This is a genomic window from Pedobacter sp. KH_004 (assembly GCF_057840755.1).
The window spans coordinates 1,884,234-1,899,835 of sequence record NZ_CM174519.1; the positions used below are offsets into that span (position 1 = coordinate 1,884,234).

Genomic DNA, 15,602 nt, shown 5'->3' on the forward strand with positions numbered 1-15,602 from the left:
CCCTATCAAAATGAAGATCAAACTTCTAGCCTTTCTACTTTTAATATTTCCTTTCATCCCAAGCCACTCTATTGCTCAAGGATATAAAATTAAGACAATTGTTATCGACCCTGGCCATGGAGGTAAAAAGCCCGGTGCATCTGGGAGTTTTTCTACCGAAAAAGCGATTGCATTAAAAGTTGCCCTTAAATTAGGCGCAAAGTTAAGGGCAGAATTACCAGACGTTAAAGTAATCTACACCCGAACGAAGGATGTTGATGTGGACTTATATAAACGGGCTGAAATAGCCAATGATGCCAATGCTGATCTTTTTATCTCCATTCATTGCAATTCGATGCCTCCCGGAAATAAACACATAAAAGGTGCCGAAACACTTGTTGCAGGATCCCATAGATTAAAGGAACAAGATGCTGCGATTAGAGAAAATGCCGATATTAAACTGGAGAAAAACTATAAAAGCAAATACGATGGTTACGATCCAAATAATCCGGGAACGTTCATTCTTTTATCATTACTAAAAAATACGTTTCGCGATAAAAGCATTAAATTTGCGAAACTCATTCAAACAAGTTACATCAGCAGAGATAAAAGGGCAAGCCGGGGGGTTAAAGAACAGGGGGTTTTGGTGCTTCAAAGATGTGGAATGCCAGCCGTGTTAACTGAGGTTGGGTTCATATCGAATAAAGAAGAAGAGAAATACATCAACTCTGAAAAAGGTCAGAATGAAATTGCAGATTCGATATTGGCTGCAATTAAGAGCTACAAAAAATCTGTTGAGGTAAAATAATAGTAGAATTAGTTTTTAAGTGGTATAAAACCACTTATTCACCAAACAAAAATAACTGTGTAAGCATTATGTAATAACAACATATATTTGCACTATAAATTAAAGAATTACGCCTCGGACAAGTAATAATTACTAATTTTACCGCTTGTATCCGTCAAAGATAAACACTCATGAAGATTAAAAACGAAACCAAAGTAGGTATTTTAGCAGCATTTGCCATCGCTTTACTCATTATAGGATACAATTTTTTAAAAGGTAATTCCATTTTTTCTAGCGAAACTACCTTGTTTGCAAGGTATACCAGAGTGGACGGATTATCCGTTTCTAAACCTGTTTTAATTAACGGATACCAGATCGGCCGGGTTGCAAAACTGCAGCTAGAACCTGGTGGAACTATTTTGGCTACCTTGAGCATCAATAGCAAATATGATATTCCAGAAAATAGTATTGCTCGATTAGAGGGAACTGACCTTTTAGGTAGCAAGGCGATTGTAATGTCGTTAGGTAACTCAAAAAAAATGGCTGAAGATGGCTACACATTAAATGCCAACGTAGAAAAAGGCTTGATGGAACAAGTTCAACCTGTACAGAAGAAAGCGGAATTAATTATTGGAAAAATGGACTCTATTTTAAGTAGCGTGAATTCTATCTTAAATCCAAATTTCCAGAAAAATGTTGACAAGAGCTTTAATAGTATTGCAGGAACATTGGCATCATTAGAAACAACATCTAAAAAAGTTGATGGTTTAGTAGGATCAGAAAGTGCCCGCATAGAGGCTATTTTTAAAAATGTTGAAGGTATTACTGCCAACTTAAACAATAACAATCAAAAAATTAGCGACATCCTAACAAACATAAATACAGTTACAGATAAGTTTGCTGCTGCTAATTTTAAACAAACTTTAGATAATGCCAATAATGCCATCGCCGATTTACAAAGTGTAATTTCCGGTATCAAAGATGGAAAAGGAAGTTTGGGATTATTATTAAATGATGATAAAATGTATCAGAACCTAAATAATGCATCTAAAAATCTGGATGAGTTGATGATAGATTTGAAAGCAAATCCTAAGCGCTACGTTCATTTCTCTGTATTTGGCGGTGGAAACAAAAAGGACAAATAGTCTATTCTATAAAAGTGAGAAGCCTTGCAATTTTAAGTTGAAAGGCTTTTTTCGTTTAAAATATTAAGAAAAGCAATTGAAGTTCAAATACTTAAGCTCGTTCCTTCTTTCCGCTAAATCTTTTAACAGAAAAAGTTAAAAGGATACCGCTGAAATAAGGTTTAAAAATTCTTTTGGTTTACAACTGGAAGGTTCTTCCCTCAATGGCTAGCTCAGTATTTTCGAAAACAGATTGGGTTTCTTCCAATAACATTTGAAGCGTTTTATATCGAGATGAAAAATGACCAATCAGTAATTTCTCCACGCCATTAATTTTAGCCACCTCTCCTGCTTGTAACGCAGTAGTATGGTGAGTTTCATTTGCCCTATCTAAAAGCTCATGCATAAAGGTAGCTTCATGATATAAGGTATCACAGTCTTTGATGCTTGAAAAGTAGCGTTCATCATACCGCGTGTCCGAACAGTAAGCATAAGATCTGGGCCGATCTGCAGGCGTAGTATAGTCTTCACTTTTTAAAACCTGTCCATCAGGCAATTCAACATCAACTCCTTTTTTCAAGGCAGTGTAATAAGCCATCGGAATCTCATCAGTTTTTTCCTTTATCAGCTTACGTTGTCTTGGCTTTTGCTTAAAAATAAAACCTGTTGTAGGAATGCGATGATTGAGTACAATCGTTTCCACAATCAAATCCTGATTTTCAAATATTTGCTTTGATACGTCTGCTCCGATGGCAAAAAATTCCAGCGGGTATCTTAAAATCGTATCCGAATATTTAAACTGGATCTCTAGAATTTCTAAAAGTGGTTTCGGTCCAAAAATTTGCATGGACTTTGTTCGACCGTTTAAATGTAAACTGGAAAGCAAACCAATCAAACCGAAATAATGATCGCCATGCAAATGGCTAATGAAAATATGGTCAATTCTTGCGGCTTTTAAGTTATACTTGGTGAGCTGCTGTTGTGTACCTTCACCACAATCAATTAAATAAAATTTTTCATTACAATTTAAAAGCTGCGCCGATGGATTCCTATTAAAAACAGGAGTTGCCGAACTGCTTCCAAGAATTGTAACCTCAAATTTCATATTCTAGTGATATAAAAAGCCTCGTAGGTTTTTGAAAACTACGAGGCCAGTGTTGTATTTATAAGTATGTTATTTTGCGCCTCTGAACTCTTTTTCCAATTCATCCATAAAGATGAAATCAGTAGCTTCCTCTAATGTATTAACAAACGTTACAGATTGAAATATGTTTGATAATTCTATAATTGGTGCAATTTCATCATTAATACCAGTTACGATAAATAATCCACCAGCGGATTTGCAAAGTCTGTCACCTACTAATAAGCAACTTAAATCCTGCGCATCAGTGCATTCTTTAACATGGCTCAAATCAACAATAATATTCTTAAAACCCTCTGCATTAAGTAAATACAATTCAGATTTTAAACCTGGCGAATTATCATTTGTAAACTTAGGTTCTTTTAACTTTAAGGTTACGTATTTATCGTGTTTGTCAACTGAAAATTTCATCTCTTCTAATCTTTATTTTACTAATGTATAAAAATTTAAAGCGTTTCCAAAGCCTTTGTAACATTGCTCTCTATGCGACTTGAAATGGAATCAGCATCAGCTTTCACAAATTTTTCTCCAACAATATGCTCATAAAGTTCTATGTATCGTTCTGAAATTGAATTTACAATCTCAGGAGTCATTTCTGGAATAACCTGACCATCTTTGCCTTGAAAGCCATTTTCGATCAACCATTTCCGTACAAACTCTTTAGAAAGTTGTTTTTGAGGTTCGTCGGCTTTTTGACGATCTTCGTAACCATCGGCGTAAAAATAACGGGACGAATCTGGAGTATGAATTTCATCAATTAAATAGATTACACCATCGGCTTTACCGAATTCATATTTAGTATCAACTAAAATTAATCCGCTTTTCGCAGCAATTTCTGTTCCACGCTGATATAGAGCGTAAGTATATTCTTCCAGCTTTTCATAGTCAGCCAATGAAACAATTCCCTTTGCAAGGATATCTTCTCTTGAAATATCTTCATCGTGACCAACAGATGCTTTAGTTGTTGGGGTGATGATTGGCTGAGGTAGTTTATCATTTTCCTTTAAGCCATCGGGCAAAGAAACGCCACAAACAGAACGTTTTCCTGCACTGTATTCACGCCACGCATGCCCTGCCAAATAGCCTCTTATTACCATTTCCACTTTAAAAGGTTCGCAAATACGGCCAATAGTTACCATCGGATCTGGAACAGCTAAAACCCAATTTGGAACGATATCCTGGGTTGCAGATAAGAATTTGGCTGCAATTTGGTTTAGAACCTGGCCTTTGAATGGAATGGCTTCTGGTAAAACTACATCAAATGCAGAGATCCGATCTGAAACGACCATCACCATTAATTTATCAGCTATGGTGTACACATCGCGTACTTTACCTTTATAAAAATTGCTCTGATTTGGAAATTTGAAGTTTGTTTCTTTTTGTGCTTTCATGAGGCGATAAAAATAGTAAAAAAGTCTTGAAAGTCTGGAGTCCGAAGTCGGAAAGTCTGGAGTCAAGAGTTAAAAATATAGTCACTAAAAAACCTGATAGCTCGGTTGGCTATCAGGTTAAAATTATTTCAATCTGTTTAATATTCTGATAAAGTCGTCTTTTAAAACCGTTGCGACAAATTCGTTTTTAACTTTAATATTAACTTTATCTTCTGATTTGAATAGTTGCAGTCTTCCTTTGAAAAGATACTCATCCTGAGTTTCTGTAAATTCAAATAGCTTTTTAAGCTTTTCCTTTCGACATACCCATTCTTCGTCATCTTTTGAAATGATTAGTCTTATGGTGTGAGGCAATTTCTCAAGCGAAAATTTTAAATCATTTTGAAGGCTAATAGTTTCCATAAAATTAATCTAACTGAAGTTTTATTGAAGAACAATAAATAATATCTAGCTTTTCCTCATCGTCATGCTGAATTTATTTCAGCACCTTTCATGCTATCAACTCCCTGAAACAAATCCAAAGGGACAACCACCTTCGCAACCGCTATCTTACTGAATATCGCCGTAAGCTTTCAATATATCTTTAACCAATTTATGACGGACAACATCCTCACCGCTTAGGTAAATGATGTCGATGCCTTTAATATCTTCAAGAATCCTTAATCCATTAAACAAGCCAGACATTTGTTTTTTTGGCAAATCGACTTGTGTAACATCACCTGTAACAATAAATTTAGCCGTCGGCCCCATACGCGTTAAAAACATCTTCAACTGCATGTCTGTCGCATTTTGCGCTTCATCCAGAATCACAAAGCAATTATCTAATGTACGACCACGCATAAAAGCTAATGGCGCAATCTCGATGGTTCTATTTTCAATATAAAACTTTAGCTTTTCTGCCGGAATCATATCATCCAAGGCATCGTAAAGTGGACGTAAATAAGGATCGATTTTCTCTTTTAAATCTCCAGGTAAGAAACCGAGATTCTCTCCTGCCTCAACCGCCGGTCGAGTTAAAATGATCCGCTTAATTTCTTTGTTTTTTAGCGCTCTTACAGCTAGCGCAACCGCAGTGTAGGTTTTACCAGTTCCCGCCGGACCGATTGCAAAAAGAATATCGTTTTTAGCAATACTGCTTACCATTCTACGCTGATTGGCTGTTCTTGCTTTCACCAACAAGCCGTTAGTGCCGAAAACTATTACTTCTCCACCGCCACCAGTTGGTTGCTCTACATCTTTTTTTGCAACGCCGGCAGCCTTTGCGCCTAGAATAGACTCAACATCATTATTGGTTAATGAGCTATATTTTTCAAGGTGAGCCACCAGCTGGTTAAACTTATCTTCGAATGCCTTAAGTTCCTGTTCATCACCGAGAACCTTAACATCGCTCCCTCTCGCTACCAGTTTTAATTTCGCGAAAGCACCTTTAATCATTTCGTAATTCTCGTTATTTGCCCCCCAAAAGTGAGCAGGATTTACGGTATCCAGAGTTAATTTTAATTCGTTCAAACTGTAGTATTTTAAAAAGTTATCGGGGTATATTAATTAAAATTTGAATATTTGCAGACGCTTACGCCTCTACACAAGAATAAGCAATAATAACGAATTTTTAATGGGTATAATTACTTTAACAACAGATTTAGGTTCAAAAGATTTTTACCAGAGCGCCCTTAAAGGTAGTCTGTTAAGTCTTATGCCTAACGTTAACTTAGTTGATATTACCCATGAAGTTCCATCTTTTAATATTTCTTATGCTGCATTCGTTTTAAAGAATGCTTATCCATATTTCCCGAAGAATACGGTACACTTGATTGGAATAGATTCAGTGTACAGTGAAAACACCAAGTATATTGCAGTTAAACACCGTGATCATTATTTCGTTGGCGCTGATAATGGTATTTTTTCATTGCTTTTTGATGATGTTCCGGAAGATGTTGTAGAATTAAATATTATGCAGGATTTGAAATATCTTCACTTCCCATTGGTTGATATCTTTGTGAAAGCTGCAACCCATTTGGCAAAAGGCGGGAAACTGAAGGACATCGGTTTACCTGTAGCAGAAATTGAGCAAAAGATGCTTTTACATCCTGTTATTGAGCGTGATATCATTCGTGGGAGTGTAGTTTACATCGATACTTTTTGTAACGTAATTACTAACATCACCAAAGACCTTTTTACCAGAATTCAGAAGAATCGCGATTTTACATTGTATTTTAGAAAAAGCGAAACCATCACCCAGTTAAGCTGGCATTACAACGAAGTTCAGGAAGGCGAAAAGCTATGCTTGTTTGGAATTAGCAACCACTTAGAAATTGCAATAAACAAAGGCAAAGCCAGCGGTTTGCTCGGTTTGCACCTAGGCGATATCGTTAGGGTTGAATTCCATCCTTAAAGAGATGAAAGATTAAAGAACGAAGCTGAAGTTAGCACGCACGCCATACCTGAATGGCCGTCATTGCGAGGAACGAAGCAATCTAAATACGTTTTCTGTAACCATTGTTGTAAGATTGCTTCGTGCCTCGCAATGACGAAAGCAAAATACCACGTTGCAAACCAATGAACTAATGACAAATGAACCAATAACCAAAGCGTTCAAACAACTTCTACTCTTTTCACGTTTATTACCACATGAAGAAATATTTTTATTTACTCTCCATCCTATTCATAAGTTTTCAAACTTTTGCTCAACAAGATACAGCATCTTATGCGGCCCAACGTGTTAAAGTTAATTCACTGCTTGCAGAAAGAAGTGCGAAATTTGGTCAATATGATGAAAGCTTAAATCAACGCACAGGAATATTCGGCTGGCAAACTAAAAAGGATATAAAAAACTCGAATGAAATTCTACGCCAGGTTGTACTAACGGATAATAATATTTTCAAAGAGCTGAAGGTTTTAATGGATTACAAGGATCTGGAGAATCAAAAGAAGGTTGCTGTAGCCGACAATTCGCAAGAAAGAATTGAAAACTATATGTTAACCATTAAGAAACTTCAAGATCAAAACGAAAAACTAAACAGCGATCTGTCCAAAAAAAATGGTGGAGGCTTATCAACCTATTTTATCATATTCTTAATTCTGATAATGGCTGGCGGATTTTACTTCTTCAATAAGAAACTACAGCGATATAAAAAGTATGAGAAAGGCAGTATTTAAAGTTTTGGTAAAGATAAATAATGCAATCTTGCCAAGTTTAATAAAAAAGGATCCGAATAAGTTGACCACTTTTCAAAAAGCGATACTGAGTTACCGCTATTGGGTGTTAACCAAAGCTTTGGATTGAGAAATAGAGTAGAGTTACTAACTTTTAAAAGTTAGTAACTCTGCAAACTGTATTACTTCTTAAAATGCTCAATAATCAAAGTCGCCAATTCCGTACCAATACGTTCTTGAGCTTCGTTAGTTGATGCACCGATATGCGGTGTTAATGAGATTTTTGGATGAGTTAAAATTTCTGCTAAAGGTGTCGGTTCGTTATTAAAAACATCTAAACCAGCGAAAGAAACTTTACCTGAATTTAAGGCTTCGATTAAAGCTGGCTCATCGATAGTTCCGCCACGAGAGCAGTTTACGATTCCAACACCATTTTTCATCTTAGCGAACTCTTCTGTACCTAAAATTGGTTTGTCAGCAAATGGGGTGTGCAAGCTTAAGAAATCACTACCAGCAATTACTTCATCTAGTGAAACTGTTTTTATTGGAATACTTACCGATTTTCCGCCCTGAAACTCCAAAGTAATTTCAGATTCTGATGGAAACAAATCGTAAGCTAAAACATTCATCCCTAAACCTAAAGCCACTTTTGCCGTAGCACGACCAATGCGGCCAAAACCTATAATTCCGATTGTTTTTCCGCTTAACTCAGTTCCTTTAGCATATGCTTTTTTAAGGTTGTTAAACTGAGTAGATCCTTCAACAGGCATTTTACGGTTGGCATCCTGTAAAAATCTTATGCCTGTGAATAAGTGAGAAAAAACCAGTTCGGCAACTGATAATGAAGATGCGGCTGGCGTATTTACCACCGCGACACCTTGACTACGGGCATAGTCAACATCAATATTATCCATACCAACGCCACCTCTACCAATCAATTTGATATTTGGAACAGCATCAATTAACTCTTTTCTAACTTTCGTTGCACTACGAACCGTAATGGCATCATAGTTTTTTAAAGCTTCAGCCAATTGATCTTGAGGAATGGTTTCGGTATCAACCTGAAAACCTGCTTTCTCCAGTAGTTCTTTTCCGATTGGGTCTATCCCATCGTTTGCTAATATTTTAATCATTGTTACTTCTATGATTACACAGATTTTTAGATTACACAGATCTTAATAACAGAAATGTACTTACCCTAGCTTATCTGCGGTATAATTTAAATCTTAATTTGATTTTGCTTGTTTTTCTTCAAATGATTGCATTGCATCAATTAAAGCGTGAACGCTGGTAATAGGAAGTGCGTTATACATCGATGCTCGGAAACCACCAACACTTCTGTGTCCTTTAATACCAATAATCCCTTGTTCTTCTGCAAACTTTAGGAATGGTTTTTCCAGTTCAGGGTTTTCCATTACGAAACAAATATTCATTTTAGAACGATCTTCTACAGCACAGGTACCTTTAAACAATGGGTTTCTGTCAATTTCTCTGTAGAGTGCTTCGGCTTTTTGCTTGTTCTCTTTTTCGATCTCTGCAACGCCACCCTTCGATTTTAACCAACGAAGGTTTAATAATGAAACGTACACTGAAAAAACTGGAGGCGTATTGTACATCGAACCATTATCAATATGCGATTGATAGTTTAACATCGACGGAATTTTACGATCGATTTTGCCTAAAATCTCATCTTTAACAATCACAATGGTTAAACCTGCAGGACCGACATTTTTTTGTGCACCCGCATAAATTAAATCGAACTTCGATACATCAATTACGCGGCTCATAATATCCGATGACATATCACAAACGATTGGAACACTCGTTTCAGGAACATTAAATAGCTCAGTTCCGTAAATGGTATTATTAGAAGTATAGTGAAAGTAAGCACTATCAGCAGGGATTTCGAAATCTTTTGGAATAAAAGTATAATTCGAATCTTTGGATGATGCAACAACATTCACATTACCAACAAATTTAGCTTCTTTTAGCGCTTTGGTAGCCCAAACACCCGAATCTAAATAACTTGCTGTTTGTCCATCGCCCAATAAATTCATGGGTACCATTGCAAATTGCAAACTTGCACCGCCTTGCAAAAATAAAACGGAATAACCCGATGGCACATTTAATAACTCTTTAACCAACTTATCAGCTTCAGCAACAACTGCCTCAAATTCAGTTGTTCTGTGCGAAATTTCTAAAATTGATAATCCATCGTTAAAATCTAAAACTGCCTGTGCAGCTTGTTTAAACACTTCTTGAGGTAAAATACAAGGGCCTGCGCCGAAATTATGCTTCATCTTATTATATAAATGATTATGGCGGTAAATGTAAAATTTTTAAAGCAGTTATGCCTAAAAAATCTTATCCAAAAAAATCACATTTTGTTAAAAAATTGAGCCAAATAAGCTGATTTATTGCTGTTTTGGCAATTTGCAAAGACGATGTTTACCCTTAATCTAAAACGAATAGAATTTTCTTAGACATTGCGATAAAACATCCTCCTGTTGTTTAAAGGATTGTTATTATCGGAAACGTTTGATGACACCAATCAAAGGTTTTAAGTTTTACCTACCCTATACCATTTAACACAGTTAATGTTTTTTTTACTATTTTCGCTTATAACATGTTGAATATACAATCGAAACTTCCTGGTGTAAGCACTACCATTTTCTCGGTAATGTCTAAACTTGCAGCGGAACATAATGCCATTAATTTATCACAAGGTTTTCCTGATTATACTTGCGACCCAGAACTGACAGACTTGGTTAACAAAGCTATGAAAGATGGTTTCAACCAATATGCCCCAATGCCTGGCAATAATTTACTTAAAGAAACTATTGCTGAAAAAGTCGAGACCCTATACAATATTAAATATAACCCTGATACAGAAATAACCGTTACCGCTGGCGGTACGCAAGCTATATTTACTGCGCTTGCAGCAATAATCAATACTGGTGATGAGGTAATTATTTTTGAGCCCGCTTATGACAGCTATGCTCCTACTATTAAACTCTTGGGAGGATTAGTAAAAACTTACGAACTGGATCCACCTAATTATACTATTGATTGGGAAATGGTGAAGAAGCTGTTCACTTCGAGTACCAGAATGATTATTTTAAATTCGCCTCATAATCCAACTGGCAGCATTTTATCAGCGGATGATATGAAATCGTTGATCAAATTAATTAACGGAACGGATATTCTGATTTTGAGCGACGAGGTTTATGAACATTTAATTTATGATGGGCAGAAACATCAAAGCGTAATGCTTTTTCCGGAATTGCGTGAGCGGAGCTTCGTTATCGCGTCTTTCGGTAAACTTTTACATGCTACCGGCTGGAAATTAGGTTACTGCTTAGCGCCCGAGGTACTTACAAAAGAATTCAGGAAAGTACACCAATTTAATGTTTTCAGCGTTAATAGCCCTATGCAACAAGCTATCGCTAACTACCTTCAAAAACCCCAACATTATTTAGGTATTGGCAAATTTTTTCAGGAAAAGAGAGATTACTTTAGAAAGCTACTGGCTTCTAGCCGATTGCAGTTACTTCCTTGCAACGGTTCCTATTTTCAATGTGTAAGTTATAATAATATCAGCGATGAAAAGGATGTAGATTTCAGCATGAGGCTAATTAAGGAGTTTGGCGTTGCCACCATCCCTGTTTCAGCGTTCTATCAAAAATCAACCGATCACAAGATTATTAGATTTTGTTTTGCAAAAGAAAATGCTACGCTAGCTTCGGCTGCAGAAAAGTTAAAAAATGTTTAATCATCCCGTAAAATAAACATATATGGATACACCTGTTTACACTCAAATAGAAAACCTGAAAATCACTATTTTCCAGGCTTATCTATTTTGGGAAAACATCGAAAAAAACCTTCAAAACCTTGCCCTGAGATTATCAATGGGCGTTCGGGAAAAAACCGATTTAATCATTTTACCCGAAATGTTTAATAGTGGTTTTAGCATGAACTCGGAGGCCCTGGCCGAGGAAATGGACGGTTTTACCATGCAATGGATGCAAAAAACAGCCTATCAATACAATTGTGTGATTACGGGAAGTCTTATCATTAAAGAGAATGGAAATTACTATAATAGGTTAATTTGGATGGAACAGAATGGCGATTATAAATATTATGATAAGCGGCATTTATTTGGTTTAGGCGAAGAGGATAAAAATTTTACTGCTGGCAAGGATAAACTTATTGTTGAACTTAAGGGCTGGAAAATTAGATTAGCGGTTTGCTACGATTTGCGGTTCCCTGTTTGGTTACGCAACGTTAATGAGGAATATGATATATTACTTATTGTGGCCAGCTGGCCAGATAAACGTTCGGCCCACTGGAGGGCATTAATTCCGGCTCGAGCCATTGAAAATCAAAGTTATGTAATTGGCGTTAACCGTGTTGGTCATGATGGAAATCAGATTTATCACGGCGGACATTCCATGGTAATCGATCCTTATGGCAGCACCGTATATTACAAACCAGAGGATGAAGACATGTATACGGTAACCATTAATTATGAGGAATTGGTAAAAATTAGAAGGCAATTTCCTTTCCTAAAGGACGCTGATCAATTTTCTATTAGTTAATTAGTTTACAAAAAAATAACTCGTCAAAAATCAATCATTAATAATTAACCTCAACATGTTCAACCGTCGCAAATTTATAAAAGCATCTACCCTTTCTGCAGGTTTACTCGTTCTCGATAAAACCAGCATGGCTGATGCCATTCCGTCTCATAAAGATAAAGTTGCTAATCTCCCTATTGTAATCTCGACCTGGGATTTTGGAATTGCAGCAAATGCTGATGCCTGGAAGGTATTATCTAAAGGTGGCAAAGCATTAGACGCAGTAGAACAGGGCGTTTGGGTACCAGAGGCCGATGAAAAAAATCAATCTGTAGGTTATGGTGGCTTGCCCGATAGAGATGGCAAAGTAACGCTCGACGCTTGTATTATGGACGAAAATGGCAACTGTGGAGCTGTTTTAGCACTGGAGCATATCAAACATCCAATTTCTGTTGCTAGAAAAGTTATGGAAAAAACGCCTCATGTAATGCTCGCTGGTGATGGTGCTTTACAGTTTGCTTTGGAGCAAGGTTTTAAAAAAGAAAATTTGCTTACCCCATCGGGCGAAAAGGCCTGGAAAGATTGGTTAAAGACGGCGAAGTACGAGCCAGTAATGAATATCGAAAATATGCTGTACGAAAAGGCAGCACCACAAAAATTACCAGGAAACCAGTACAATCACGATACCATTGGAATGTTGGCCATTGACAGCAAAGGCAATATTTCTGGTGCCTGCACAACAAGCGGCATGGCTTATAAATTACATGGTAGAATTGGCGATAGCCCGATTATTGGAGCTGGCCTCTATGTAGATAATGAGGTTGGGGGTGCCACTTCAACAGGTGTTGGAGAAGAAGTAGTAAGAAATGTTGGTTCTTTTTTGGTGGTTGAGTTAATGCGACAGGGTTACACACCCGAAGCCGCTTGTAAAGAGGCCGTGATGCGTATTATCAAAAAGAAACCCGAGACTGCAAAAAATATTCAGGTAGGGTTCCTGGCCATAAATAAAAAAGGTGAATATGGCGCTTACGCTATTCAGCAAGGATTTAGTTATGCGGTTTGCAACGCCGAAAAGCAAGATTTGTTAATCAAAGGAAAAAGCTATTACTAACAATTTAAAATCATCCCAAAACAAATATTATAAATCTAAAAATATATTATGGGATTACTCTCTAAAATATTCGGCAGAAAGAATGTCGAGGAACGTAAAGGCGAACCTGATTTGGTTTATGTGGCTAATGAAGATGAGCGCATGAACTGGGCCATTGAAAAGGCCAATTTAACACTTTGGTACTTCGAAGACAGCTTAGAAAATCCAAAACCTGAACAAGCGTATTTCTCTATTAAAGTGAAGATTGTTGATGGTGATAAGGGTGAACACATCTGGTTAATTGATCCACATTTTGATGCCGAAGGAAATTTGTATGGTACGGTTGGAAATGAACCTGTTGATGTGAGCACGGTAAAGCTAAATCAGAAAATTGGAATTGAGCGTGATTTGATTTCTGATTGGATGATAATCGAAGGTGAAAAGCTAATCGGCGGCTACACCATTCGGGCAATTCGAGAAGGTATTCCAGCAAATGAACAGCCTGCATTTGATCAGAGTATCGGTTTATATATAGATGAAGGCGTTGATTACTTCAAAATTAATAGAGACACACCCGAAGGCGCAATCCTATCTCTTGAAAAAGCATACAGTAACAAAGATATAGACGCTGCCATTGATTGTAAAGATTTTTATGAAGAAGCAAGAACTATGCTTGGTGGAATAAATATTGAACTTGACGAAGAAATCATCGAAAAAACGGCTGAGGTTTTAAAGTTGTCCTTTATCAAAGGCATCGAAGAACACGTTTTTCCCGATTTTTCGCAAATTAAAAACGCTTTCCCAGAAAGACAGAAAGTAAGTGAAACGCATTGGATCATCACAGAAATATGCTGGTATCCGGATAACGGAAAATCTTTTCAACAGCTGAGTACTTACAAATCATCCAATGGATGGAAAGTATTAGGGCCAGTAAGCACCAAACCTGCTGATGGGGAACAACAAGAGGACTAGCAGACATTTTTTGCTCACCTAAATAAATTGACACTTATTATGAACGATATAAATTCAAGTTCCATTTCAGGAATTGATGAGTTTAAAAATGAATTTTCAAATCACCCTGTAGACATTTGGGGTCTTGAAGTTTGTGCTAACGGATACGAATCGGCATTTAACGCACAACTTGGTGGTGCAATAAGAGTAGAATTGTGTGATAACCTTGCCGAAGGTGGCACAACACCTAGTTATGCTCAAATTGCTTTTGCCAAAAAAACTCTGCAAATTGAAATCTGGCCAATCATCCGCCCTCGCGGAGGCGATTTTTTCTATTCTGACTTCGAGTTTGAATTAATGAAAGAAGATATAAAAATTTGTAAATCATTAGGTTGTGATGGTGTTGTGATTGGAATACTTCAACCTGATGGAAGCATTGATAAGGAAAGATGCAGCGAACTAATTGCCCTGGCTAATCCGCTTCCCGTGGCTTTCCATAGGGCTTTTGATATGTGTAACGATATGCACCAGGCACTGGAGGATTTAATTGATCTGCGAATTGTCCGTGTGCTTTCTTCGGGTGGCGTTACATCAGCGATGGCGGGTGCAGAAACTTTGGCAAATTTAGTTAAACAAGCAAATGGCAGAATTTCGATTATGCCCGGAGCGGGAATTAACATCACTAATATTCAGGAGTTAATCCAAAGTTCCGGGGCGAAACAGTTCCACGCTTCATGCAAAAGTTATGTACCTAGCAAAATGCAATTTCGTAACACAGAAACAAAAATGGGAAGCATTGCAGACGAATATCAATACGAATTAACTTCAGTGAAGAAAGTGAAAGAGCTGGTTGACGAAATCAACAGAAATTAAATGGCAGCAAGTTTTAAACCATATAAAGTTTTATTGTATGCAGCATTGCTATATTTAATTTCGATTGTTTTTGTAGATCAAAAGACAGAAATCAATTTAGCCGACACTTATTTTTTTATTGATTACACATTGATTGTGACATTCGTTTGTGGGCTTCTGCTCATATTCGCCATACTTTATAAGTATCTAAAGAAATATTTTTCCATCAAACTCTTAACATGGCTACATATCATACTATCAATAGTATTACCATTTTTTGCCGTGTGGATTAGCCATTCATTCCACAAATCATTAGCATTAATAGAAATGACTGATGCTGGATCGATGGATTATATATTGAATCATCAGAAGAAGCTGAACCAAATTATACTGACTTTCATTGTCATTCAAACCCTTCCTCTTATTAATGTGTTGGTTAGTTTAATCAGAATGAAATATTCTATTGCAAAAGTGTAATACTGTTTTACAAAATTCAATTTCAATCATTTAGTTCAGATATTTAGTATATTTTAAATACCTAAATTAATTTGTTATAA

At 36.7% G+C, this 15,602-nt stretch carries 17 protein-coding genes; 10 read left to right on the plus strand and 7 right to left on the minus strand.

Annotated features, from left to right (window positions below; all coding sequences use genetic code 11):
* Nucleotides 1–10: 10 nt before the first annotated feature.
* A complete protein-coding gene (locus AC3ITD_RS08040) occupies nt 11–787 on the plus strand; it encodes an N-acetylmuramoyl-L-alanine amidase family protein (RefSeq protein ID WP_265798737.1) in 777 nt (258 codons plus the stop codon).
* 170 nt (nt 788–957) lie between these two features.
* Nucleotides 958–1,911, plus strand: a complete 954-nt coding sequence (locus AC3ITD_RS08045) for an MlaD family protein (protein WP_489365538.1) — start codon at nt 958–960, stop codon at nt 1,909–1,911.
* 178 nt (nt 1,912–2,089) lie between these two features.
* On the opposite strand, the gene AC3ITD_RS08050 is transcribed toward AC3ITD_RS08045, so the two are convergent.
* The 5 genes from AC3ITD_RS08050 to AC3ITD_RS08070 form a co-directional block, all read right to left on the minus strand.
* On the minus strand, nt 2,090–2,995 hold the full coding sequence (locus AC3ITD_RS08050) for a ribonuclease Z (protein WP_489365540.1): 906 nt from the start codon (nt 2,993–2,995) through the stop codon (nt 2,090–2,092).
* Nucleotides 2,996–3,064: 69 nt separating this feature from the next.
* Nucleotides 3,065–3,442, minus strand: a complete 378-nt coding sequence (locus AC3ITD_RS08055; protein WP_056848896.1) for an STAS domain-containing protein — start codon at nt 3,440–3,442, stop codon at nt 3,065–3,067.
* 35 nt (nt 3,443–3,477) lie between these two features.
* Nucleotides 3,478–4,422: a phosphoribosylaminoimidazolesuccinocarboxamide synthase gene (locus AC3ITD_RS08060; RefSeq protein WP_265798735.1), complete on the minus strand. Its 945-nt coding sequence runs from the start codon at nt 4,420–4,422 to the stop codon at nt 3,478–3,480.
* Nucleotides 4,423–4,545: 123 nt separating this feature from the next.
* The gene (locus tag AC3ITD_RS08065) at nt 4,546–4,824 is read right to left on the minus strand and encodes a hypothetical protein (protein WP_265798734.1); all 279 of its coding nucleotides are present in this window, start codon (nt 4,822–4,824) and stop codon (nt 4,546–4,548) included.
* 147 nt (nt 4,825–4,971) lie between these two features.
* The gene (locus tag AC3ITD_RS08070) at nt 4,972–5,931 is read right to left on the minus strand and encodes a PhoH family protein (protein WP_489365543.1); all 960 of its coding nucleotides are present in this window, start codon (nt 5,929–5,931) and stop codon (nt 4,972–4,974) included.
* Between the two features lie 103 nt (nt 5,932–6,034).
* Between AC3ITD_RS08070 and AC3ITD_RS08075 the strand changes: the two genes are divergently transcribed.
* Both AC3ITD_RS08075 and AC3ITD_RS08080 read left to right on the plus strand, forming a co-directional pair.
* Nucleotides 6,035–6,814 (plus strand): SAM hydrolase/SAM-dependent halogenase family protein, encoded by a 780-nt coding sequence (locus tag AC3ITD_RS08075; protein WP_056848893.1) that lies wholly within the window; start codon nt 6,035–6,037, stop codon nt 6,812–6,814.
* A 236-nt stretch (nt 6,815–7,050) separates the two neighbouring features.
* Nucleotides 7,051–7,578 (plus strand): hypothetical protein, encoded by a 528-nt coding sequence (locus AC3ITD_RS08080; RefSeq protein WP_265798732.1) that lies wholly within the window; start codon nt 7,051–7,053, stop codon nt 7,576–7,578.
* Nucleotides 7,579–7,757: 179 nt separating this feature from the next.
* Here the strand turns inward: AC3ITD_RS08080 and AC3ITD_RS08085 are convergent, their stop codons facing one another.
* On the minus strand, nt 7,758–8,708 hold the full coding sequence (locus AC3ITD_RS08085) for a D-2-hydroxyacid dehydrogenase (protein ID WP_265798731.1): 951 nt from the start codon (nt 8,706–8,708) through the stop codon (nt 7,758–7,760).
* A 93-nt stretch (nt 8,709–8,801) separates the two neighbouring features.
* Entirely contained in the window at nt 8,802–9,875 is a 1,074-nt protein-coding gene (gene serC / locus AC3ITD_RS08090) for a 3-phosphoserine/phosphohydroxythreonine transaminase (RefSeq protein WP_265798730.1), read from the minus strand.
* Between the two features lie 326 nt (nt 9,876–10,201).
* Between serC and AC3ITD_RS08095 the strand changes: the two genes are divergently transcribed.
* Genes AC3ITD_RS08095 through AC3ITD_RS08120 form a run of 6 tightly spaced genes read left to right on the plus strand, consistent with a single transcriptional unit; the run spans nt 10,202 to nt 15,522 of the window.
* Nucleotides 10,202–11,347 (plus strand): methionine aminotransferase, encoded by a 1,146-nt coding sequence (locus AC3ITD_RS08095; protein ID WP_489365547.1) that lies wholly within the window; start codon nt 10,202–10,204, stop codon nt 11,345–11,347.
* 22 nt (nt 11,348–11,369) lie between these two features.
* Nucleotides 11,370–12,173, plus strand: coding sequence for a nitrilase family protein (locus AC3ITD_RS08100; RefSeq protein ID WP_489365549.1), 804 nt, complete (start codon nt 11,370–11,372; stop codon nt 12,171–12,173).
* Between the two features lie 55 nt (nt 12,174–12,228).
* Nucleotides 12,229–13,263 carry a glycosylasparaginase gene (locus AC3ITD_RS08105; protein WP_489365551.1) on the plus strand — a complete coding sequence of 345 codons (1,035 nt, stop codon included), beginning with the start codon at nt 12,229–12,231 and terminating at the stop codon, nt 13,261–13,263.
* A gap of 48 nt (nt 13,264–13,311) precedes the next feature.
* Nucleotides 13,312–14,214 (plus strand): YegJ family protein, encoded by a 903-nt coding sequence (locus tag AC3ITD_RS08110; RefSeq protein WP_489365553.1) that lies wholly within the window; start codon nt 13,312–13,314, stop codon nt 14,212–14,214.
* 39 nt (nt 14,215–14,253) lie between these two features.
* On the plus strand, nt 14,254–15,066 hold the full coding sequence (locus AC3ITD_RS08115) for a copper homeostasis protein CutC (protein WP_489365555.1): 813 nt from the start codon (nt 14,254–14,256) through the stop codon (nt 15,064–15,066).
* Complete coding sequence (locus AC3ITD_RS08120) at nt 15,067–15,522, plus strand: hypothetical protein (RefSeq protein WP_489365557.1); 456 nt, start codon at nt 15,067–15,069, stop codon at nt 15,520–15,522. It begins immediately after the preceding gene.
* Nucleotides 15,523–15,602: the final 80 nt, after the last annotated feature.